This window comes from Arthrobacter sp. 10L424, from assembly GCF_056395325.1.
In genome coordinates this window covers 446,003-467,151 of the sequence record NZ_JBFTJH010000002.1, presented here as the reverse complement: position 1 = coordinate 467,151, position 21,149 = coordinate 446,003, and the positions used below count along the sequence as shown (strand labels likewise).

The window sequence follows — 21,149 nt, the reverse complement described above, 5'->3', positions numbered from 1 at the left end:
ATCCGGCGGTTCAGTCTGCGGAAACGACGATGTGGCGGTCAGCGCCTTCGCCTTCGGACTCGCTGATGAGTCCCAGGTCAGCTACGGCGTCGTGCACGATCTTCCGCTCGTAGGCGCTCATCGGCGCCAATGCCACGGTCTCGCCGGATTCCTTGACGGAAGCGACGGCGTCCTCTGCTATCTTCTGCAGCTCGCCGGCCCGCTCTGAGCGGTAGCCGTTGATGTCCAGCACCAGCCGGGAGCGGTTTTCCGTTGCGGACAACACGGCCAGGCGGGTCAGCTCCTGAAGCGCTTCGAGGACTTCGCCGTCCTTGCCCACCAGGTTCTCGAGACCGGCTGCTTCTTCCTCAGCGACGATCGAGATGTAGGTGCGGCCGTTGCGGACCTCAATGTCGATGTCGCCGTCGATGTCGGCAATGTCCAGAAGTTCCTCGAGGTAGTCGGCAGCGACGTCACCCTCCTCTTCCAGGCGGCTAGCTGACGTGCCCTTGCCCTCCGAGTCCTCGGAGCCTTCTTCAGGGTCCTGGCCGGCGTCCTGGACCGCCGTCAAGGCGCCGTCCTGGTCCTCGATGGCTTCGGCGGAAATAGCGTTTTCGGTGCTCTCGGCGGACATTACTTCCTCTTCCTGTTCTTACGTTGTGGCTGGACGCGCTGGCTCTTGGCCACGATGGCGGCAGCGGCAGCAGCTTCGGCGGCTTCGGCCTCAGCCTTCTTAGCTCCCGTCAGGGGCAGGGCCGGCAGGCCTTTCGCGGCGCGGCGCTCAGCCAGGGCCTTGGCAGCGGGGGATCCCGGCGTCGGCATGCGGCGGATGACAAAGAACTGCTGCGCCATGGTCCAGAGGTTGGTGGTGGTCCAGTAAATCAGAACACCGATCGGGAAGTTGATGCCACCCACACCGAAGACGATCGGCAGGATGTAGAGCATCATCTTCTGCTGGCGCATGAACGGGCTGGCCATCGCCTCTTCAGACATGTTCTTGGCCATGATCTGCTTCTGCGTGATGAACTGTGAGGCCGTCATGGCCAGGATCATCACAATCGACAGGATCCACACGGCCACGACGTTGCCGCCGGGAGGCGTACCGTGCAGCAGGGTCGCGGAGAGCGGGGCACCGAAGATGCTCGACTCGTCAAACTGCACCACCTGCTCGTGGCTCATAGCGCCGATGCTCTTGCCGCTGTTGGCCGCCGTCGTAATGCCGGAGAGGACCTGGAAGAGGGCGAAGAAGAACGGCATCTGGATCAGCATGGGCAAACACGCCGAGAACGGGTTGGTGCCGTGCTTCTTGTACATGGCCATCTGTTCCTGCGCCATGGCCTGGCGGGACAGCTGGTCGGTCTTTCCCTTGTACTTGTCCTGAAGCTTCTTTAGATCAGGCTGCAGGAGCTGCATGCCTCGCTGGGCCTTGATCTGCTTGACGAACACGGGAATCAGGGCGGCCCGGATCACCAGCACCAGCCCGATGATGGACAGGGTCCACGTCCAGCCATTGGCGGCGGGCATGCCGATGGCGCTCAGGCCATCGTGGAAGACCACCATAATGGCGGACACAAGCCACTTGAACGGAAACATGATTGTTTCAAAGAAGTCCATACGATATCCCTATTCGTCAGGCCGCAGAGCGGCCTTCTCCATCAGTCTGAGCAACCAGGTACTTGTCCGGGTTGTTCAGCACAACAATTGTGGGGGTGCGGTCCGAGGGCCACTCGCATTTGCCGGCGGGGACATGGTCCACACCACCGGCGTTCCAGGGATGGCAGCGCAGCAGGCGCTTGGCCGCCAGCCAGCTTCCCTTGACCGCGCCGTGGACCGTGATGGCCTCAAGCGCATAGGCGGAACAGCTGGGAAAGAAGCGGCAGACCTGGCCGTACAGCGGTGAGATCACCTTGCGGTAGGCCAGAAGCAGCAGAATGAGGATATTGCGGGGCAAGTTCCAGACTGCCCGGCCCAACCAAACGGCTGCGGATCTTGCAGGAGGGACGACGGCGGCAGCAGAGTTATGCACGCGGGGTCCCTTCCTGTGGTGTCTCGTAAGAAACTGAAGAACCAGCCTTAGGAAGGCGGCTGCCCAGCCTTTTCATGTTGCTTTCAAGCGCGGCGTCATAGTCAGATCGCAACTGATCAAAGCTGGCACCGGCCGAGGCGGGCAGGGCCCGGACCACGATCGCGAAACCGCTGCCATATTTCTGCAATGACAACGCGCCGACTTCTCTCAGTCTCCTCTTAACGAGGTTCCTGACAACAGCGTTCCCGACACTCTTGGAAACGATGAATCCGATCCGGCTTGGTTCATCGGCAGCGAGAGCTGCCGTATATAACACTACGTTCCGGCGTCCATTGCGGACACCGGAACGTACAGTTGTTGAAAAATCGGTTGATGTCCTCAGACGGTTGCGGGTGGCCAGCACCGTTAAACTCGCACAGGGATGTGGACCGACGAGTCAGTATTTAAGCCGACAGTTCGGTGCGGCCCTTGCCACGACGGGCTGCCAGGATGGCACGGCCGGCACGGGTACGCATACGAAGGCGGAAGCCGTGCTTCTTGGCTCGACGGCGGTTATTCGGCTGAAAAGTCCGCTTGCTCACGTTAGTTACTCCAGTGGGATCAAAGGGGCGCCCACCCGATCAAGGGGAAGAACTGGTCGACGCTAAGTTTTGTATGTGCCGCTTCCCTCGACTCGCACGACGCAGGGCATCGGGAAAGATTCAAATGAGGCGAAAAGCGTACACATGGGACTTCACAACGTTAGGGCTTGCCGCCCTCCTGAGTCAAACCGGGGGTCGCCCCACACACTTTCCCCAGCTGTGGCTAACTGCCGCCGCAGCCTGTGGATGAAGTGGGTCACGTGGCCCGATTCCGAACTACAACCGTGTGATTATCCACAGGACAGATCCCAGCTATCTTCTGCTCTTTTCATCCCCTAGAGTGTCCCAGTAGCCGATTATCCACGGACTGTGCATAACCCTGTGGATTAAGCCGGGGCCAGCACACTGGTTCAGGACTTGTGGCTGCACGTAATGCAGGCAAGCAAGTTTGAGGAACTGATTGATGACAGTAGACGAAGCCAACCAAGCCAACACTGTCGGAAGTTCCTGGCGCCGGGTTGTGAGCCTGCTGGAAAACGACCACCGTGTATCACCGCGGCAGCGTGGCTTCGTCATCCTCGCCCAGGCCCAGGGCCTCATCGGTTCCACCCTGCTGGTGGCCGTGCCGAATGAACTCACCCGTGAAGTGCTGCAGACGCAGGTGAAGGAAGCCCTCGACGACGCCCTCCGGAACGTCTTTTCCGACGAAATCCGCTGCGCGATCGATGTCGATACCGATCTGGTGCCGCTCCACACGGAGCCGGAACCCGCCGTCGAGCTGTCCCTCGTGGCAGATCCCTCGGTCGAACTGAAGCCGCAGCCGATGCTGCCGAGCACATCCCACGAATTCGGCCGCCTCAACCCAAAGTACGTCTTCGACACCTTCGTGATCGGCTCCTCCAACCGCTTCGCCCACGCCGCCGCCGTCGCCGTCGCCGAAGCGCCGGCCAAGGCCTACAACCCGCTGTTCATCTACGGCGACTCGGGACTCGGCAAGACCCACCTGCTCCACGCGATCGGACACTACGCCCGCCGGCTCTACAGCGGCATCCGGGTCCGCTACGTCAATTCCGAGGAATTCACCAACGACTTCATCAACTCCATCCGTGACGATGAAGGCACCAGCTTCAAGACGACGTACCGCAACGTCGACGTCCTGCTGATCGATGACATCCAGTTCCTGGCCGGCAAGGACCGGACCCTGGAAGAGTTCTTCCACACCTTCAACGCCCTGCACAACAACAACAAGCAGGTGGTCATCACCTCCGATCAGCCGCCCAAGCTGCTCGCCGGCTTCGAGGACCGGATGAAGTCACGGTTCGAGTGGGGCCTGCTGACCGATATCCAGCCGCCGGAACTTGAGACCCGGATCGCGATCCTCCGGAAGAAGGCCCTCAGCGAGGGCCTGTCCGCCCCTGATGACGCCCTCGAGTACATCGCGTCGAAGATCTCAAGCAACATCCGCGAACTCGAGGGTGCCCTGATCCGTGTCACGGCCTTCGCCAGCCTCAACCGCCAGCCGGTCGACGTTGCCCTGGCCGAGATGGTGCTCAAGGACCTCATCACCGATGACGGGGCCCAGGAGATCACTTCCGCGCAGATCCTGACCCAGACTGCCGACTACTTCAAGCTCAGCATGGAAGAGCTCTGCAGCAAGTCACGGACCAGGACCCTGGTGACTGCCCGGCAGATCGCCATGTACCTGTGCCGCGAGCTGACGGACATGTCCCTTCCCAAGATCGGGCAGGAACTCGGCGGCCGCGACCACACCACGGTCATCCACGCGGATCGCAAGATCCGTGAGCTGATGGCCGAACGCCGCGTGATCTACAACCAGGTGACCGAGCTGACCAACCGGATCAAGCAGCAGCAACGCAATTCCTGAGCTGTTCCTGACCTGACCGGACGCGCACTCTTACCTTATTAACAGGCACCTGTGGACAAGCCTGTGGATAGTTAAGGGGACAACCACGGTTAATGGGCTTAAAACCCTTAAGGCATCTGTGGATCGGCGGAACGGCCAAAAATGTTATCCCCATCCACACCCTGTTTAAAACCTCCTCCGCCCACAGTCCATGAACAGGGCTTAACCGCGGAATCGCACCGCCAAACAGGGTTATCCACAGTATCCACAGCAGTTATTAACACTACTAATCCCTAGAAAATGAAATTCCCTCAAATAACAACTTCCCTCCGCACTCCGCACACAGCCCAGGACCGTCCCGGCCCCGGCCGGAAAGCGGCACTGGGCCGGGACGGCCGAACCACACGGATGTAAGCCGGGGATGGGAGAATCACACTTCTTGCGGCTAAGCTGTCTGCAGTGTGTCCGTCCTGGACACTTTTGTAATTCCTTGCCGGGCCGGTGGCCCGGCCACCAGCGATGACAGCAGCAATGAAAGGCGGCACCCTTCCGTGAAGTTCAGAGTCGAACGGGACGTCCTGGCAGAGGCCGTGACCTGGGCCGCCCGGTCGTTGTCTCCGCGGCCGCCAGTACCCGTACTTTCCGGCCTGCTCCTCAAGGCTGAAGCCGGTACCGTCAGCCTCTCGAGCTTCGACTACGAGACCTCCGCCAGGCTCGAAATCCCTGCTGACATCACCACCGAAGGCACGATCCTGGTCTCCGGACGCCTGCTTGCCGACATCTGCCGCAGCCTGCCCTCCGCACCGGTCGACATCGAGACCGACGGCAACAAAGTCACCCTCACCTGCCGCCGAAGCAGCTTCCACTTGGCCACCATGCCGGAAGCCGAATACCCGCCCCTGCCCGCTTTGCCCCCCATCAGCGGAACCGTCCAGGGCGATTCCTTCGCCCAGGCCGTCTCCCAGGTGATCATCGCGGCGAGCAAGGACGACACCCTGCCCATCCTCACTGGCGTGCGGATGGAGATCGAGGACGACCTCATCACGCTGCTGGCCACCGACCGCTACCGTCTGGCCATGCGCGAAGTCCCCTGGAAACCCGTCACTCCCGGCGTCTCCACCAGCGCACTGGTCAAGGCCAAAACCCTCAACGAGGTCGCCAAGACCCTCGGCGGCAGCGGCGACATCAACCTTGCCCTCGCCGACGACGACAGCCGGCTCATCGGCTTCGAAAGCGGCGGCCGCACCACGACGTCGCTCCTGGTCGACGGCGACTACCCCAAGATCCGCTCGCTCTTCCCCGAGTCCACACCGATCCACGCGACCGTGCAGACGTCCGAACTCGTCGAAGCGGTGCGCCGTGTCTCGCTCGTGGCTGAACGCAACACACCGGTCCGGCTCGCTTTCACCCAGGGCCAGCTGCACCTCGACGCCGGCACCGGCGAAGATGCCCAGGCTTCGGAAGAGCTCGAGGCCCAGCTCACCGGCGAGGACATCACCGTCGCCTTCAACCCGCACTACCTGATCGAGGGCCTGAGCGTCATCGAGACGAAGTTCGTGCGGTTCTCGTTCACCAGTGCGCCGAAACCGGCAATGATCACGGCACAGAACGACGCCGACGGCGAGGACCAGGGCGACTACCGCTACCTGGTCATGCCTGTCCGCCTGCCCAACTAGTCCCCACCGCCACCCTCGCCTCGCAAGCTCGGCCAGGGAACCCTGGCGGCGTGGGCCCACCCCGAAATCCCAGCGCAGAAAAGAGTTCATACCGTGCACATCGGACTAATCGGCCTTGGAAAAATGGGTTTCAACATGCGCGAGCGGCTGCGCAAGGGTGGAATCGAGGTCACCGGTTTCGACCGTAATCCGGACATCACCGACGTCGCGAGCGTGGACGAACTGATTGCCGCCGTGCCCTCACCGCGGCTGATCTGGGTGATGGTCCCCTCCGGCGACATCACCGACGCCGTCATCACCGAACTTGGCACCAAGCTCGACGCCGGTGACCTCGTGATCGACGGCGGCAACTCCCGTTTCACAGAGGACCAGAAACACGGCGCCGCGCTGGCTGAGAAGAACATCCGTTTCGCTGACTGCGGTGTATCCGGCGGGGTCTGGGGCCTGCAGAACGGCTATGGCCTTATGGCCGGCGGGGATGCCGCCGACATCGACCGCGCCATGCCCGTCTTTGACGCGCTCCGTCCCGAGGGCGACCGTGCGGACAGCTTCGTCCACGTCGGAGGGATCGGCGCAGGCCACTACGCCAAGATGGTCCACAACGGCATCGAGTACGGGCTCATGCAGGCCTACGCCGAAGGCTACGAACTCCTGGCCGCAAAGGACATCGTCACCGATCTTCCCGGCACCTTCCGCGCCTGGCAGAAGGGAACCGTGGTCCGGTCCTGGCTCCTGGATCTTATGGTCAAGGCCCTGGACGAAGATCCCGGACTGGAATCGATCGACGACTACGTCGAGGATTCCGGTGAAGGCCGGTGGACCGTCGAAGAGGCTATCGCCAACGCCGTGCCCGCTCCGGCCATCACGGCGGCACTTTTTGCCCGCTTCTCCTCCCGCGAAGACAATTCCCCGGCGATGAAGATGGTTTCCGCGTTGCGCCACCAGTTCGGCGGGCATGCGACCCGGCCGGCCAAATAGTCCTGCCCTGAAATCCTGAACCCGGCGTGTACCTAGAACAACTTTCGCTCACTGATTTCCGCAGTTATGCCCAGGTGGAACTGAGTTTCGAGCCCGGCGTCACCGTGCTGGTCGGTTCCAACGGCATCGGCAAGACCAACCTGATGGAAGCCATCGGCTACCTGGCCTCTCTGAGCTCCCACCGGGTCAGCTCCGATGCCCCGCTGCTGCGCTTCGGCAGCGAACGGGCCCTGATCCGCGCCAAACTTGTCCGGGGCGAGCAGTCCACGGTGCTCGAACTCGAAATCAGCAGCTCGCGCGCGAATCGCGCCCGGATCAACCGCAGCAACCCGGTCCGGGCCCGGGACATCCTTGGCATCTGCCAGACCGTGTTGTTCGCCCCGGAGGACCTGGCCCTGGTCAAAGGCGATCCGTCCAGCCGGCGCCGTTTCCTCGACGAGCTCCTGGTCAGCCTTATGCCGCGGCACGCGGCCACCCGGAGCGACTACGACCGGGTGCTGAAGCAGCGCAATGCGCTGCTCAAGTCCGCCCGCGCCGGCAAATTCACGAGCGGCCACGAAGCCACCCTGGACGTCTGGGACCAGCACATGGCACGGGCGGGGGCCGAGCTGCTGCATGCCCGGCTCGAACTGGTGGAACGGCTCCGCCCCCACCTCAACAGCGCCTACGCGCAGCTCACTGACGGTTCCAAGGAAGCGGGGGCCATTTACCGCTCCACGCTGCAGGGAGCGCTGGAGGACGACGGCGGCATGCCGGCTGCCGATTCAGCTCCGGGCGACGGGCCGGCCGAGGACCTGCGCCAGCTCTCCGTTGACGAGCTCACCGAGCGCTACGTGAAGGCCTTCGCAGTGTCACGCCGCAAGGAACTGGAACGCGGGATCTCCCTCGTAGGCCCGCACCGTGACGAACTTGAACTCATCCTCGGCGCGGCCCCCGCGAAGGGTTACGCCTCGCACGGTGAAACCTGGTCCATGTGCCTGTCCCTGCGCCTGGCCTCGTACTACGTGATGCTCGATGATGCCCGTACCGGCGGATCCGCACCCATCCTGATCCTGGACGACGTCTTTGCCGAGCTTGACGTCCAGCGGCGGCGTAAACTGGCGGCAATAGTATCCGGCGCCGAGCAGGTGCTCGTGACTGCCGCCGTCGAGGATGATATCCCGGTGGAACTGGCCGGGCGGCGGGTGAAGGTTATCCCCGGAGGGATCGACGAGGAATCGATGAGCGGGAAGGTCGATGAATAAGGATACCGACGGCGGCCTGCAACCGGGACGCGATCCCGACGACATCGATGCTGCCCAGTCGGCCCTGAACAGGATGCGTGAGGCGGCCGCTTCCCGCGGTGAAATCCGGCGCAAGGCCCCGCCGCGTCCTGGCGCCACTCCGCAGAAGACCGGCCGGAGCACCAGCAGTACCCGCGGCTTCGGACAGTTTCACGGCACCGGCCGGGACCCGATGGGTCTTGGCAAAGTGGTCGGACGACTCGTCGCGGAACGCGGCTGGAGCTCTCCCGTGGCAGTCGGCTCGGTGATGGCGGAATGGGCAACCCTCGTGGGCCCGGAGATTTCCGCCCACTGCACGCCGGAAAGCTTCACCGACACCACCCTCCACGTCCGCTGTGATTCCACCGCCTGGGCAACTCAGCTCCGCCTGCTCAGCATCAGCCTGCTGGAGAAGTTCCGCACCGAACTCGGCGACGGCGTCGTGACCAAGATCCAGGTCCTCGGCCCTGCGGCGCCGAGCTGGCGCAAGGGCGGCCGGACCGTCAACGGACGGGGACCGCGGGATACGTACGGATAACTCCGGCGGCCCGGGAATCACTGGATCTGAAGCACTCCTTGCAAAACTCTTGAAAAATCTGCGAACGGCATGTAGGGCGCTCAGACAGCCGGGGGCCGTATAGGAACCTCATCCCGGTACCCCTGGAGCCTTGCAGGTGGAGTCTGTGGCCTCCCAGCGGCACTTTCCTTCCCGTTTAGGCCTCCAGAATGCGGGTTTCCCCCCTATAACACGGTAGAATCGTGGAAGATAACTGGGCGCCGGTGAAACGTTGACTGAGTCCGTTTCCGACGCAACATCCGCGTGCGGTAGACGGATCCTCGAGCCAGCAGCACCACCGGTGTCATCAGTGACGTGCCCGTTGGCAGTGGCTGTTTCCTCCGGGAAGCGGCAACGGCCGGCCTTTAGCGAAAAAGAGGAGTCGAAAGCGCCTGTGGCTAACGACAATGCAGAGATCCCGGCAGTGGACCCAGTAGAGGCAGAAGCGGCGGTCACCCCGCCGGAGGCCGCGACTCCCCACGGCTACGGCGCCAGCGACATCACGGTGCTCGAAGGCCTGGAGGCTGTCCGGAAACGTCCCGGCATGTACATCGGCTCCACCGGTCCGCGTGGTTTGCACCACCTGGTCTATGAAGTGGTGGACAACTCGGTTGACGAGGCCCTGGCCGGGTACTGCACCCACATCGAGATTGTTTTGCAGGCCGACGGCGGGGTCAAAGTGGTCGACGACGGCCGCGGCATTCCGGTCGACATGCACCCGACGGAGCACAAGCCCACCGTGGAGGTCGTGATGACCATCCTGCACGCCGGCGGCAAGTTCGGCGGCGGCGGCTACGCCGTGTCAGGCGGCCTGCACGGCGTGGGCATCTCCGTGGTCAACGCGCTCTCGAGCCGGGTCGACACCGAGGTCCGCCGGCAGGGCCACGTCTGGCGGATGTCCTTCGCCGACGGCGGCAAGCCGCAGGGCAGCCTGGTCAAGGGCGAGGAGACCGCCGAGACCGGCACCACCCAGACGTTCTACCCCGATGCCGGCATCTTCGAAGAGACGGCTTTCGACTTCGAAACGCTCCGCGCCCGCTTCCAGCAGATGGCCTTCCTGAACAAGGGCCTGCGCATCACGCTCACCGATGAAAGGCAAGCGGCGGAGGAACCGTCCGAGGACGGTGACCTCGATCTCGACGTCGTCCGCACCGAAGGTGAAGTCCCCGCAGAGTTCCACACGGTGGTTTACCAGTACGACAACGGACTGCTGGACTACGTGCAGCACCTGAACTCCGGCAAGAAGGTCGATGTGGTCCACGAGGACGTCATCGCTTTCGAAACCGAGGACACGGAACGGCACATTGCCCTGGAAATGGCGATGCAGTGGACCAACGCGTACTCCGAGAGTGTCCACACTTACGCCAACACCATCAACACCCACGAAGGCGGCACCCACGAAGAGGGTTTCCGCGCCGCGATGACCTCGCTCATCAACCGCTATGCGCGGGAGAAGAGCATCATCAAGGAAAAGGATGACAACCTCACTGGCGACGACATCCGTGAAGGCCTGACGGCCGTCATTTCGGTCAAGCTGTCCGAACCGCAGTTCGAGGGCCAGACCAAGACCAAGCTCGGCAACTCCGAGGTCAAGGGCTTCGTCCAGCGCGTCGTTACGGATGGACTCGGCGACTGGCTGGAGCGCAATCCGGGCCCGGCCCGCGACGTCATCCGCAAAGCCATCTCCGCAGCCCAGGCCCGGATGGCAGCCCGGAAGGCCCGCGACAACGCGCGCCGCAAGAGCCCGCTGGAGTCCTTCGGCATGCCGGGCAAGCTCTCGGACTGCTCGTCGAAGAACCCGGAAAAGTGCGAGGTCTACATCGTGGAGGGCGACTCCGCCGGCGGTTCCGCCAAGCGCGGCCGCAACCCCGAGACCCAGGCCATCCTCCCGCTGCGCGGCAAGATCCTGAACGTGGAGCGGGCCCGGCTGGACAAGGCGCTGGGCAACGCCGAAGTCCAGTCCATGATTACCGCGTTCGGCACGGGAATCGGCGAGGACTTCGACCTGAGCAAACTGCGGTATCACAAGATCGTTCTGATGGCCGACGCCGACGTCGACGGCCAGCACATCACCACCCTCCTGATGACGCTGCTGTTCCGCTACATGCGCCCGCTGATCGAGAACGGCTACGTCTACCTCGCGCAGCCGCCGCTGTACCGGATCAAATGGTCCAACGCCCCGCACGACTACGTGTACAGCGACCGGGAACGCGATGCTCGGCTGCTCTCCGGCCAGGCCGCCGGCCGCCGTATCCCGAAGGACAACGGCATCCAGCGCTACAAGGGACTCGGCGAAATGGACTACACCGAGCTGTGGGACACCACCATGGACCCGGATCACCGCACCCTGCTGCAAGTCACCATGGACGACGCCCTGGCCGCGGACCAGACCTTCTCCACCCTGATGGGCGAGGACGTTGAATCGCGCCGAAACTTCATTCAGCAGAACGCCAAGGACGTTCGGTTCCTGGATATCTGACAGCCGCCAGACGGCTTAATATTCCCGGACTGATATATACCTGAAACGGAAAATATAGACTATGAGTGACGAAACACCAGAAGTTCCGGCCGGACCGGCCGACGGCGAGACCGTAGTTGAGGGCACCGTACTGGACACCGATGTGCTGACCGACCGGGTGGAACAGGTTGACCTGCAGACGGAAATGCAACGCTCGTACCTCGACTACGCGATGGCCGTCATCGTGGGCCGCGCCCTTCCGGATGTCCGCGATGGGCTCAAGCCCGTCCACCGCCGTGTGCTGTATGCGATGTTCGACGGCGGCTACCGCCCGGAGCGCTCCTTCAACAAGTGCGCCCGTGTGGTCGGCGAAGTCATGGGCCAGTACCACCCGCACGGTGACACCGCCATCTACGATGCGCTGGTCCGCCTGATCCAGGACTGGACCATGCGCTACCCGCTGGCGCTGGGCCAGGGCAACTTCGGTTCTCCCGGCAACGACGGGGCAGCAGCACCGCGGTACACCGAAACGAAGATGGCGCCGCTGGCCATGGAGATGGTCCGCGACATCGACGAGGAAACCGTCGATTTCCAGGACAACTACGACGGCAAGAACCAGGAACCCACCATCCTGCCGGCCCGTTTTCCGAACCTCCTGGTGAACGGTTCCTCCGGCATCGCCGTCGGCATGGCCACCAACATCCCGCCGCACAACCTCCGTGAGGTTGCCGACGGCGTCCAGTGGTACTTGGCCAACCCCACGGTTAGCCGCGAGGAATTGCTCGAAGAACTGATCGTGCGCATTAAGGGGCCCGACTTCCCGACCGGTGCCACCATCCTGGGCCACAAGGGGATCGAGGACGCGTACCGCACCGGCCGTGGCTCGATCACCATGCGCGCCGTGGTCAACGTCGAGGAACTCCAGGGCCGCACGTGCCTGGTGGTCACCGAGCTGCCGTACCAGGCCAACCCGGACAACCTGGCGATCAAGATCGCCGAGCTGGTCAAGGACGGGAAGATTTCGGGCATCGCCGACCTGCGCGATGAAACCTCGGGACGCACCGGCCAGCGCCTGGTGATCGTGCTTAAGCGCGATGCCGTCGCCAAGGTGGTGCTGAACAACCTCTACAAGCACACCCAGTTGCAGGACAACTTCGCCGCGAATATGCTGGCAATCGTTGACGGCGTTCCTCGCACGCTGAGCCTGGATGCGTTCATCCGGCACTGGGTTACCCACCAGATGGACGTCATCGCGCGACGGACCCGCTACCGCCTGCGCAAGGCCGAGGAAGAAGCGCACATCCTGCGCGCCCTCCTCAAGGCACTGGATGCCTTGGATGAAGTGATTGCGCTCATCCGCGCCTCGAGCACCACCGAAGCCGCGCGCGACGGCCTGATCGAACTGTTGGACATTGACGAGCTCCAGGCCCGCGCCATCCTGGACATGCAGCTGCGCCGGCTCGCCGCCCTGGAACGCCAGAAAATCCAGGACAAGCACGCCGAACTAGAAGCTGCGATTGCGGAATACAACTCGATCCTCGCCTCCGAGGAACGCCAGCGCCAGATCATCAGCACCGAACTGGCCGAGATTGTCGACAAGCACGGGGACGACCGCCGCACCAAGGTCCTGCTGGGCTTCGACGGCGACATGTCGATGGAAGACCTGATTCCGGAAGAGGAAATGGTCGTCACCATCACCCGGGGCGGCTACGTCAAGCGCACCCGCAGCGACAACTACCGCTCGCAGCAGCGCGGCGGCAAGGGCATCAAGGGCGCACAGCTGCGCGGCGACGACGTCGTTGAGCACTTCTTCGTGACCACCACCCACCACTGGCTGCTGTTCTTCACCAACCTTGGCCGGGTGTACCGTGCGAAAGCGTATGAACTCGTCGAAGCCGGCCGCGACGCCAAGGGCCAGCACGTGGCGAACCTCCTCGCGTTCCAGCCGGACGAGCACATCGCCCAGGTGCTGGACCTGCGGGACTACCAGCAATCGCCGTACCTGGTGCTGGCCACCAAGCGCGGCCTGGTGAAGAAGACCCGTCTGGAGGACTACGACACCAACCGCTCCGCGGGAGTCATCGCAATCAACCTTCGCGACAGCGACGAGCTGGTCTCCGCCCAGCTGGTCTCGGAGACGGATGACTTGATGCTCGTCTCCCGCATGGGCCAGTCGATCCGCTTCACGGCCACCGACGAGGCGCTGCGCCCGATGGGCAGGGCCACCTCCGGCGTCACGGGAATGAAGTTCCGCGAGGACGACGAACTGCTGGCTGCCGACGTCGTCACTGACGGTTCCTTCGTGTTTATCGTCACCGAGGGCGGCTATGCCAAGCGCACCGCCGTCGAGGAATACCGCCTCCAGGGCCGCGGCGGCCTCGGCATCAAGGTGGGCAAGTACCAGGAGGAGCGCGGCCACTTGGTGGGTGCGCTGATCGTGCAGGAGGAAGACGAGGTCCTGGTGGTTATGGAAGGCGGCAAGGTGGTGCGGTCATCCGTGGCCGGAGTGCCGGCCAAGGGCCGCGACACCATGGGGGTTATCTTCGCCAAGCCGGATAAGAACGACCGCATCATCGAGGTGGCGCGCAACAGCGAACGGGGCCTCGAAACCGACGAAGTACCCGAAGAGGATGGCGCCGAAAGCCAGTCATCGGCGGCTGATGACGTAACGTTGGCTGAAGAAACCGGATCCTTCGAGGGGTCCGCAGCGGAAGAATCAGCACCGGCCCCGGAGTCAGATGAGTCATCAGGCAATGCCGAGCTGGACGAAGACAACACCGGAGGTAACGCGTGAGTAATTCCGACTCATATCCCAAGCCGAACACCGGCGTTCCCGGCGGAGTGCGGCAACCTGCCGCCGCACCGCGGGTCAGCGCCCCGTCCCGCCCCGAGCAGCGCCCGGGTGTAGCGGGCGGCGCCAACGGTGCGGCCCAGCGGCCTCAGGTGCCGGGACAGCGTCCCGTACAGGGACGCCCGGCGGCTCCGGGCCAGCGCCCGGCAACCCCGGGACAGCGTCCTGACCAGAGCCGTCCGGGCCAGAGCACCGCAGGGCTGATCAAGCCGGCACCGAAGGCCAAGGTCCGCCGTGCCCGCCTGCTGGTGAGCAAGGTCGACCCCTGGTCCGTCCTGAAGATGGCCTTCCTGCTTTCCGTGGCCCTGGGTATCGTGACCGTCGTGGCCGCGATCGTGCTGTGGACGGTTCTGGACCTGACCGGAATCTTCGATCAGGTCGATGGCCTCCTGGGAACCCTGGCCGGTTCCGAGGGCGGCGGCTTCGAATTGAAGAAGGTCGCCTCGCTGGGGCAGGTGGCATCCTTTGCCACCATCATCGCCGTCATCAACGTGGTTCTGCTGACGGCGCTGTCGATGCTCTCCGCGGTGTTGTACAACATCTCGGCCACCCTCGTGGGCGGCATCGGCGTCACCCTGACGGACGACTAAATCCCGTAGTTTTCCCGGAATTTTCCCGGGGAAATGCCTCGATTTGAGATCGGGCCGGGATGTGCTGTAAAGTCGTATCTCGGCCCGATGAGGCATCGGGGCGTATAGCTCAGGCGGTTAGAGCGCTTCGCTGATAACGAAGAGGTCCCAGGTTCAAGTCCTGGTACGCCCACGGAATCTGTACTGATTCAAGTGGAGGTTCGGTTGATATTTGTTTATCGCTGAACCGGAACGGGGTGCATGTGAAGAAGTTGCTCGTTGTTGCAGCTACGATCGCAGGCGTCCTGCTCTACAAAAAAGTGCAGGAATCCGAAGCCCGGAAAACGGTCTGGAGCGAATCAACCGATACGGTTGACTAGCCCGGATTCCCCGGATCGGCAGTTGGAAAACAGCCCGTCGAACTAGGGTATGATTGTCGGGTTGCTTCTTATGGGGGCATGGCGCAATTGGTAGCGCACCTGCTTTGCAAGCAGGGGGTTCGGGGTTCGAGTCCCCGTGCCTCCACCATAGGAAAGGCCCCGGATCGCAGAAATGCGGTCCGGGGCCTTTTGCATGCCCGGCCCGGACTGCCGGGCAGCGGCTTCTCATTCCTTGGGTTTGGCGTAGTCATCCATGCCCTGCCAGTCGATGAAAACGTATGGCTCGTCACCGACGACCCAGGCGTCGTGCCCCGGCGGGATGAAGCCGTAGTCGCCCGGGCCATACTCCGTCTCCTCGCCGTCGTCCATAACGACCTTGAGCCGGCCTGAAATCGTGTAACCCTTGTGGGCAATCATGCAGCTGTCGGTCTGGGCGATCGGCTTGACGTGCTGCGACCACTTCCAACCGGGCAGGAACGTCGCACGTGCCACGGCGCCGGCGTCGAGGTTCACAAGCTCTACCTGGCCCATCCCGTCCTTGACGGGACGGGTTTCCTCCGGATTGTCCAGGCTCTTGCGGATGGTTGAAGCCATGATGGTCTCCTTTGCGGATGGTGGTGAGACCGGATTTAAGACTGGCACCGCCATATTTCGCCGTCAAGAACCCCTCTTCCGCCGAGCGCGCCAAAGCCCCACTACTGTGGGATCGTGAACTTCTTCCTTGCCGCCGTGGGCGTCCTAGGTGTGGCCTCCTCCGGGCCGCTTATCGCCGCTACCTTGGGGGCAACCTCCGTCAGCGCCCTGGCAATCGCCTTTTGGCGCAATGCGATCGGGTCGGTCGTCATGGCCGGACCCGTGCTGGTCCGGGACCCGCGCCAGTTCGGCAGGGTCACCGGCCGGGAGTTCCGCTGGTCACTGGCGGCAGCCGTCGCCCTGGCACTGCACTTCGCCTGCTTCATCACCTCCCTGCAACTGACTTCCGTCGCGGCAGCCACTGCCCTCGTCTGTCTGCAGTCCGGCTGGATCGCCATCTTCCAGCTCTTCCGGGGCGTCAGGCACCGCTGGCCGGTCCTGGCCGGGCTGGGGATAGCTTTCGGCGGCGTCATTGCGATCACCGGATTCGACATGGGCACCTCCCCGGATGCGCTGCTTGGTGACCTCCTGGCGCTGGCGGGCGGCGCCCTGGCGGGCATCTACACCCTGGCCGGCGGCCAGGCACGGCAGACCATGGGCACGGGCGTTTACACGACCCTCTGCTACGGGATGTGTGCGGCCGTGGTCGCCATCCTGGCGCTGTTCTCGCAGCAGCCCCTCGCGGGCTTTGAAGCCGCCGGCTGGGTCGGAATCCTGGCGATTACGGTGTGCGCGCAGCTGATCGGGCACACCGCCTTCAACCACCTGCTCGCGACGATGAGCCCGCTGCTGGTATCCATGATCATCCTGCTCGAGATTCCCGGTGCGGCGCTGCTCGCTGCTGCGTTCCTGTCAGAGACCCTGCCGGCCGGGACCTACGCCGGGCTGGCGATGATCCTGGTGGGGCTCGCCGTCGTCGTCGTGGGACAGCGGGGCTCCCGCTCCGTACGACGCGGTGCGCCCCCTCTGGCCGAGCTCGGGACGGATTGACGACGGCGCCAGCGGGCGCCGTGCGCTACTGGCCGCCGCGGCGGGCGGGCTGGGCCGTGTTGACCGTGTGGATCGCGCGCAGCAGCTTGGCCGGGAAGTACACGGAGAAGAACACCACCATGGGGGCCTTGAGCGCCATCTTCTTGACGTTGTGTGCCTTGTACGTGCGGTCGAAGCGCGTCACGTAGTACCGGTAGTCGCGGGGGGAATCTTCCAGGCGGCGTGCGGACATGCCGGAGACCATCTGCGGCCAGTACTGGATTCGGAGCTCATTCTCGGCCAGGTGCAGGGACAAATCGATGTCCTCATGCATCTCATCCTTCTCATCCCGGCACGTCTCCAGGCGGATGATCTCCCAGGCGGAGCGGCGGAGGGCCATGTTGGACCCGAAGAGGAAGTGGTACTGGTGCTTGGCCAGCCTGAGCATCAGCTGGCGCATCTTGTCGTCGGCCTTCAGGCCGAAACGCCGCATGGGCATGTCGTAGTAGACCACCGGACCCGTCGCGGCATGGACGGACCTGTCCCGGAAGGCTTTCTGCACCTGTTCGACCCAGTCGGGCTCCAGCACGGAGTCGGCGTCGATCCGGCCGAGGATGTCTCCGGTGGCGTGGTCGAGGCCAAAGTTGCGGGTGGGGATCAGGCCCTGTTCCAGATCCTGGCTGAGCAGGATGATGGGGCTCTCCGGATATTCCAGTTGCATCTGCCGGACGATGTCGGCCGTGCGGTCCTTCGACATGTTGTCGACGACGATGATCTCGTGGGCCGGGACAGACTGGTACACGGCTGCGATGAGGCACTGCCGGATGACACTTTCCTCGTTATACGCCGGGATGACGATAGACACAGCCGGCATCTGCACAGCATCGTGTAAGGCATCCTCAGAGGATTTTTCGGGTGACATCCCCCCAAATTTAGCATCACACGGGTTTTTTCTGTCCGATACCGGGCAACGGACCGGATACGAACTGGTAAACATCGCGCGCAAAAAAGGGAGGGATCCCGCCTGTGGCGGAATCCCTCCCTCAATGGCTGACTGAAGCCGTGGGCGCAAGCTGCTTAGGCGCCGGTGTTTTTGTCCGACCCGTTGTTCAGGCTCGCAGCGATGTTGCGGACTGCGGTCTTCGCGTCGGTGGCAACCTTGGCGGAAGCGTCTTTGATGTCCTCGGCAGCGTCCTTGGCCGCGTGCTTGGCCTTGTCGGCGGCGTCCCCGGCGGACTCGGCGACATCAGCCGAGGCGTCCGCAGCAGCGTCGGCGGCGGCAACTGCGGCCGCGCCAGCCTTGGCGGCAGTCGCCTGTACGGAATCCTTGACATCGTTGACGGTGGTGGCCGGCACCGGGGCCGGCGTCACCGGAGCCGGTGTCTTCCAGGGATCCTCGACCGGTTTGGAAGCCTTCCATGCGGCAGCAGCGGCGGCCGCGGCCGCGGCAATGATGCCGAGGATCAGCCACCCGCGGTGCTTGGACTTCTGCGGTTTGGCTACCTCTATATTGACGGCCTTGCCGGCCTTCCTCGCAGCTACCTTTACGTGCCCTCCGGCGGTCTTTGCCTGCTCCTGGACGGCGTGGATGATTCCAGCGTCACTGAGCCTCTGCGCAACCGCGTCGACGTGGGCCGGAGCACTCTCGAGCGTACGGTGCACGGCGTCGGACGCCTGGCCGAGCTGGGTGGAAAGCCTCGGCAGGTATTCGACGACGACCCGGTCCCGCGCGTTGGCGATGACCGGGGTGGCCTTGTCCACGGCCTCATGCAGGCGCGGGGTGGCTCCCTCAACGGCGTCGCTGATTTTCGGGGCGAGGTGCGCCAGGCTGTCCTGGAGACGCGGAGTTACCGTCGCGACGCCGTCGGCAAGGTTGTAGGCCGCGGACTTGAGGCCTTCCTGGATCTTGGGAGAAGCGGTATCCAGGCCCTGCTGCAGACGCGGAACGGCCCAGCTGACTGCTGCCTCAACCCGGGGGGTTGCCCAGTCTTTGGCGTTCTCTACTCCGGTGCTGACGGAATTCTCAAGCTCCCGGGCAATACGATCCGTTTTCTTCACAACTACCTCCCGATTAATGTGACGGTTCTGGAGTTAGCCTACGTGTCCCAGACCTCACCGGCTATTCTTCGAGGCTGATTTTAGGGGGATTTCACCCAGCGCGGAACTGGCGGAGGGGCCACGTGCGCAGGGGCGCGCCGTGGAAGAATGGGGCCTATGACTGCCATCGCAACCGCAAAAGCAACCATCCACACGAGCATGGGCGACATTGTCGTCAACCTCTTCGGCAACCACGCCCCCAAGACGGTCGAGAATTTCACCGGACTGGCCACGGGCGAGAAGGCCTGGACCCACCCGGAGTCCGGCGAGGACAAGACCGGTACGCCCCTGTATGACGGCACCATCTTCCACCGCATCATCAAGGACTTCATGATCCAGGCCGGCGACCCCCTGGGCCGCGGCGTCGGCGGACCGGGCTACAAGTTCGACGACGAAATCCACCCGGAACTGACCTTCAACGAGCCCTACAAGCTGGCCATGGCGAACGCCGGCATCCAGATGGGCCGCGGCACCAACGGCTCGCAGTTCTTCATCACGACCATCCCCACCGGCTGGCTGCAGGGCAAGCACAGCATCTTCGGTGAGGTGGCGGACGAGGAATCCAAGAAGGTTGTCGATTCCATCGAGGGTGTCCGCACCGGTATGGGTGACCGCCCGGTCGAGGACGTCACCATCAACAGCATTGATGTAGAAAAGCTCTAAGCCAAGCGCATGAGCTACGGAATTCCGGCGGCAGAGCCGTCCGCGCAGATCCCGGTGTGCCCGCGGCACCCGGACCGGCCCGCCTACGTGCGCTGCCAGCGTTGCGGGCGCCCTGCGTGCCCCGACTGCCAGCGGGCGGCCGCCGTCGGATTCCAATGTGTTGACTGCGTCAACGAGACAAAACGCACGACGCCGGACATCAAGACCGTCTACGGCGGCGCCGTGACCACCGGAAAACCCTTGGTCACCTACTTCATCATTGGGCTCTGTGCCCTGGTCTTTGTACTCCAGTGGCTGGTCCCGAACGACGGGATCTACCGGAACCTGGCGTTCGCCACGGTCTATGCCTCCCCGGAGTACGGGGTCTTCGAACCCTGGCGGATGGTGACGTCCGCATTCCTCCATTCCCAGGGGTTCATCCTCCATATCGTGCTCAACATGTACATGCTGTGGATATTCGGTCAGGCACTCGAACCCCTTCTGGGCCGGATCCGCTTCCTGGCCGTCTACCTGTTGTCCGCTTTTGGCGGATCCGTGGGCTACCTCCTGCTGACTCCGGGCTATGTCCCGGGCCAGCCGCTGAGTGGCGTTGTGGGAGCTTCCGGCGCCATCTTCGGCCTGTTCGGCGCCATGCTGGTGGTCCAGCGACGCCGCGGTGGCGAGACCAAGCAACTCTGGGTGCTGATCCTCATCAACGGCGCCATCGGCTTCATTGTCCCGTCGATTGCCTGGCAAGCCCACCTCGGTGGTGCTGTCACGGGTGCCCTATGTGCCGCCGTCATTGCGTACACGCCCCGCGGCCCGCGGCAGGGTCTGCTACAGGCCGGCGGCCTCGTCCTGGTGCTCGCCCTGCTGATTGCCATCTCCGCCCTCCGGGTGGCCAGCTAGCCCACCCGTCCCCGCTTCCGGGGCAGCTGACCCGGGGCGCTTCCGGGACGGCCAGTTGGCCCGGCCCCACTTCCCGGTACGGCCAGTTCGCCCCGTTGACTCCGTTATCCTTCCCTGCCGATGAATGACGCGGCACTCGAAGGAGACGCTCCAGCCCGGTTCCCCCGTGCCTGACTACGTCTCCGCGTCCTGGAACCGCGGGTTTCCGCGGGTGCGCCGGCGTGGAGCAGGAAGTAACTGGGCAGGAGCGTCGCGCATGAGCCGGTCTGCGGTGCCGAGCTGTCCTCCTGCTTGCCAGCGCCGGAGCCCGGCCTGCAGTGCCGAGCCGTCCTCCTGCTTGCCAGCGCCCGAGCCGGGCTCCTCTTATTTGCCAGGACCGAAGCGGCACCCGACGGAGACGCTCCAGCCCAGTTACTCCGTGTTTAAACCGGGTCCACCGTCCTCTAACGGCGGGATTCCGCGGGTGTGCCGGCGTGGAGCAGTAAGTAACTGGGCAGGAGCGTCGCGGCTTCACGGAGCCTTCTCCCAATGGCCCTCTAAACAGACCCAGGCGCGACCTGGAGCGTCGCGGTGGGAGGGTTTCCCACAGCATTTCCCCGTTTTCCACAGCTCGTCCTGCGCGGGGCACCCTTTTGCGTTGCAGTAATTGCGGCCCTCCCCGCCCCAAGGGGGTTGCCGGGCACGGGCCCGTGGAAGTTGTCCACAGGAGTTATCCACAC

General features: G+C 63.8%; 20 protein-coding genes and 2 tRNA genes. 14 read left to right on the top strand and 8 right to left on the bottom strand.

Features of this window, described 5'->3' with window-relative positions:
• Positions 1-10: 10 nt before the first annotated feature.
• From AC1DC5_RS05365 to rpmH, 5 genes are read right to left on the bottom strand one after another with little or no spacing between them, the layout of a single operon-like run.
• A complete protein-coding gene (locus AC1DC5_RS05365) occupies positions 11-613 on the bottom strand; it encodes a Jag family protein (protein ID WP_441404741.1) in 603 nt (200 codons plus the stop codon).
• Positions 613-1,593: a membrane protein insertase YidC gene (gene yidC / locus AC1DC5_RS05360; protein WP_441404742.1), complete on the bottom strand. Its 981-nt coding sequence runs from the start codon at positions 1,591-1,593 to the stop codon at positions 613-615. The genes AC1DC5_RS05365 and yidC overlap by 1 nt, the downstream gene beginning before the upstream one ends.
• A 16-nt stretch (positions 1,594-1,609) precedes the next feature.
• Positions 1,610-2,005, bottom strand: coding sequence for a membrane protein insertion efficiency factor YidD (yidD, locus tag AC1DC5_RS05355; RefSeq protein WP_441404743.1), 396 nt, complete (start codon positions 2,003-2,005; stop codon positions 1,610-1,612).
• Positions 1,998-2,408, bottom strand: coding sequence for a ribonuclease P protein component (rnpA, locus tag AC1DC5_RS05350; RefSeq protein ID WP_441404744.1), 411 nt, complete (start codon positions 2,406-2,408; stop codon positions 1,998-2,000). Before rnpA ends, yidD begins: the two co-directional genes overlap by 8 nt.
• A gap of 40 nt (positions 2,409-2,448) precedes the next feature.
• Positions 2,449-2,586 (bottom strand): 50S ribosomal protein L34, encoded by a 138-nt coding sequence (rpmH, locus tag AC1DC5_RS05345; RefSeq protein WP_003800212.1) that lies wholly within the window; start codon positions 2,584-2,586, stop codon positions 2,449-2,451.
• A gap of 463 nt (positions 2,587-3,049) precedes the next feature.
• Between rpmH and dnaA the strand changes: the two genes are divergently transcribed.
• The 11 genes from dnaA to AC1DC5_RS05290 all read left to right on the top strand — a co-directional run bounded on the left by dnaA (position 3,050) and on the right by AC1DC5_RS05290 (position 15,328).
• A complete protein-coding gene (gene dnaA / locus AC1DC5_RS05340; protein ID WP_056428740.1) occupies positions 3,050-4,471 on the top strand; it encodes a chromosomal replication initiator protein DnaA in 1,422 nt (473 codons plus the stop codon).
• A 530-nt stretch (positions 4,472-5,001) separates the two neighbouring features.
• On the top strand, positions 5,002-6,126 hold the full coding sequence (dnaN, locus tag AC1DC5_RS05335) for a DNA polymerase III subunit beta (RefSeq protein ID WP_441404745.1): 1,125 nt from the start codon (positions 5,002-5,004) through the stop codon (positions 6,124-6,126).
• Positions 6,127-6,219: 93 nt separating this feature from the next.
• Positions 6,220-7,104, top strand: coding sequence for a phosphogluconate dehydrogenase (NAD(+)-dependent, decarboxylating) (gene gnd, locus AC1DC5_RS05330; protein WP_441404746.1), 885 nt, complete (start codon positions 6,220-6,222; stop codon positions 7,102-7,104).
• A 26-nt stretch (positions 7,105-7,130) separates the two neighbouring features.
• The gene (gene recF / locus AC1DC5_RS05325) at positions 7,131-8,348 is read left to right on the top strand and encodes a DNA replication/repair protein RecF (RefSeq protein WP_441404747.1); all 1,218 of its coding nucleotides are present in this window, start codon (positions 7,131-7,133) and stop codon (positions 8,346-8,348) included.
• Positions 8,341-8,904, top strand: a complete 564-nt coding sequence (locus tag AC1DC5_RS05320; protein WP_441404748.1) for a DciA family protein — start codon at positions 8,341-8,343, stop codon at positions 8,902-8,904. Before recF ends, AC1DC5_RS05320 begins: the two co-directional genes overlap by 8 nt.
• 412 nt (positions 8,905-9,316) lie before the next feature.
• The gene (gyrB, locus tag AC1DC5_RS05315; RefSeq protein WP_476864452.1) at positions 9,317-11,401 is read left to right on the top strand and encodes a DNA topoisomerase (ATP-hydrolyzing) subunit B; all 2,085 of its coding nucleotides are present in this window, start codon (positions 9,317-9,319) and stop codon (positions 11,399-11,401) included.
• Between the two features lie 61 nt (positions 11,402-11,462).
• The gene (gene gyrA, locus AC1DC5_RS05310) at positions 11,463-14,174 is read left to right on the top strand and encodes a DNA gyrase subunit A (protein ID WP_441404750.1); all 2,712 of its coding nucleotides are present in this window, start codon (positions 11,463-11,465) and stop codon (positions 14,172-14,174) included.
• Positions 14,171-14,821: a DUF3566 domain-containing protein gene (locus AC1DC5_RS05305; protein ID WP_476864451.1), complete on the top strand. Its 651-nt coding sequence runs from the start codon at positions 14,171-14,173 to the stop codon at positions 14,819-14,821. The genes gyrA and AC1DC5_RS05305 overlap by 4 nt, the downstream gene beginning before the upstream one ends.
• 98 nt (positions 14,822-14,919) lie before the next feature.
• Positions 14,920-14,993 (top strand) — tRNA-Ile (locus AC1DC5_RS05300).
• Between the two features lie 64 nt (positions 14,994-15,057).
• Positions 15,058-15,180, top strand: coding sequence for a DLW-39 family protein (locus tag AC1DC5_RS05295; protein ID WP_442853887.1), 123 nt, complete (start codon positions 15,058-15,060; stop codon positions 15,178-15,180).
• Positions 15,181-15,252: 72 nt separating this feature from the next.
• Positions 15,253-15,328: transfer RNA gene (locus tag AC1DC5_RS05290), tRNA-Ala, on the top strand.
• Positions 15,329-15,405: 77 nt separating this feature from the next.
• Here AC1DC5_RS05290 and AC1DC5_RS05285 read toward each other — a convergent pair.
• Positions 15,406-15,774 carry a cupin domain-containing protein gene (locus AC1DC5_RS05285; RefSeq protein WP_441404752.1) on the bottom strand — a complete coding sequence of 123 codons (369 nt, stop codon included), beginning with the start codon at positions 15,772-15,774 and terminating at the stop codon, positions 15,406-15,408.
• 114 nt (positions 15,775-15,888) lie between these two features.
• On the opposite strand from AC1DC5_RS05285, the gene AC1DC5_RS05280 reads away from it, so the two are divergent.
• Positions 15,889-16,803, top strand: coding sequence for a DMT family transporter (locus tag AC1DC5_RS05280; RefSeq protein WP_441404753.1), 915 nt, complete (start codon positions 15,889-15,891; stop codon positions 16,801-16,803).
• 25 nt (positions 16,804-16,828) lie between these two features.
• Here AC1DC5_RS05280 and AC1DC5_RS05275 read toward each other — a convergent pair whose 3' ends face one another.
• On the bottom strand, positions 16,829-17,704 hold the full coding sequence (locus AC1DC5_RS05275; protein WP_476864450.1) for a glycosyltransferase family 2 protein: 876 nt from the start codon (positions 17,702-17,704) through the stop codon (positions 16,829-16,831).
• Positions 17,705-17,859: 155 nt separating this feature from the next.
• Positions 17,860-18,840, bottom strand: a complete 981-nt coding sequence (locus tag AC1DC5_RS05270; RefSeq protein ID WP_476864449.1) for a hypothetical protein — start codon at positions 18,838-18,840, stop codon at positions 17,860-17,862.
• Positions 18,841-18,996: 156 nt separating this feature from the next.
• Here AC1DC5_RS05270 and AC1DC5_RS05265 point away from each other — a divergent pair, with 156 nt between their 5' ends.
• On the top strand, positions 18,997-19,542 hold the full coding sequence (locus AC1DC5_RS05265; RefSeq protein ID WP_441404756.1) for a peptidylprolyl isomerase: 546 nt from the start codon (positions 18,997-18,999) through the stop codon (positions 19,540-19,542).
• A 9-nt stretch (positions 19,543-19,551) separates the two neighbouring features.
• On the top strand, positions 19,552-20,430 hold the full coding sequence (locus AC1DC5_RS05260) for a rhomboid family intramembrane serine protease (RefSeq protein ID WP_476864448.1): 879 nt from the start codon (positions 19,552-19,554) through the stop codon (positions 20,428-20,430).
• The last annotated feature ends 719 nt before the right edge of the window (positions 20,431-21,149 follow it).

What these genes read in the sequence shown, in the direction of transcription:
- dnaA (WP_056428740.1), top strand. Translation starts at nt 3,050, where the DNA reads ATGACAGTAGACGAAGCCAACCAAGCCAACACTGTCGGAAGTTCCTGG.
- AC1DC5_RS05320 (WP_441404748.1), top strand. Translation starts at nt 8,341, where the DNA reads ATGAATAAGGATACCGACGGCGGCCTGCAACCGGGACGCGATCCCGAC.
- AC1DC5_RS05265 (WP_441404756.1), top strand. Translation starts at nt 18,997, where the DNA reads ATGACTGCCATCGCAACCGCAAAAGCAACCATCCACACGAGCATGGGC.
- AC1DC5_RS05275 (WP_476864450.1), bottom strand. Translation starts at nt 17,704, where the DNA reads ATGTCACCCGAAAAATCCTCTGAGGATGCCTTACACGATGCTGTGCAG.
- AC1DC5_RS05365 (WP_441404741.1), bottom strand. Translation starts at nt 613, where the DNA reads ATGTCCGCCGAGAGCACCGAAAACGCTATTTCCGCCGAAGCCATCGAG.
- AC1DC5_RS05260 (WP_476864448.1), top strand. Translation starts at nt 19,552, where the DNA reads ATGAGCTACGGAATTCCGGCGGCAGAGCCGTCCGCGCAGATCCCGGTG.
- AC1DC5_RS05285 (WP_441404752.1), bottom strand. Translation starts at nt 15,774, where the DNA reads ATGGCTTCAACCATCCGCAAGAGCCTGGACAATCCGGAGGAAACCCGT.
- yidC (WP_441404742.1), bottom strand. Translation starts at nt 1,593, where the DNA reads ATGGACTTCTTTGAAACAATCATGTTTCCGTTCAAGTGGCTTGTGTCC.
- gyrA (WP_441404750.1), top strand. Translation starts at nt 11,463, where the DNA reads ATGAGTGACGAAACACCAGAAGTTCCGGCCGGACCGGCCGACGGCGAG.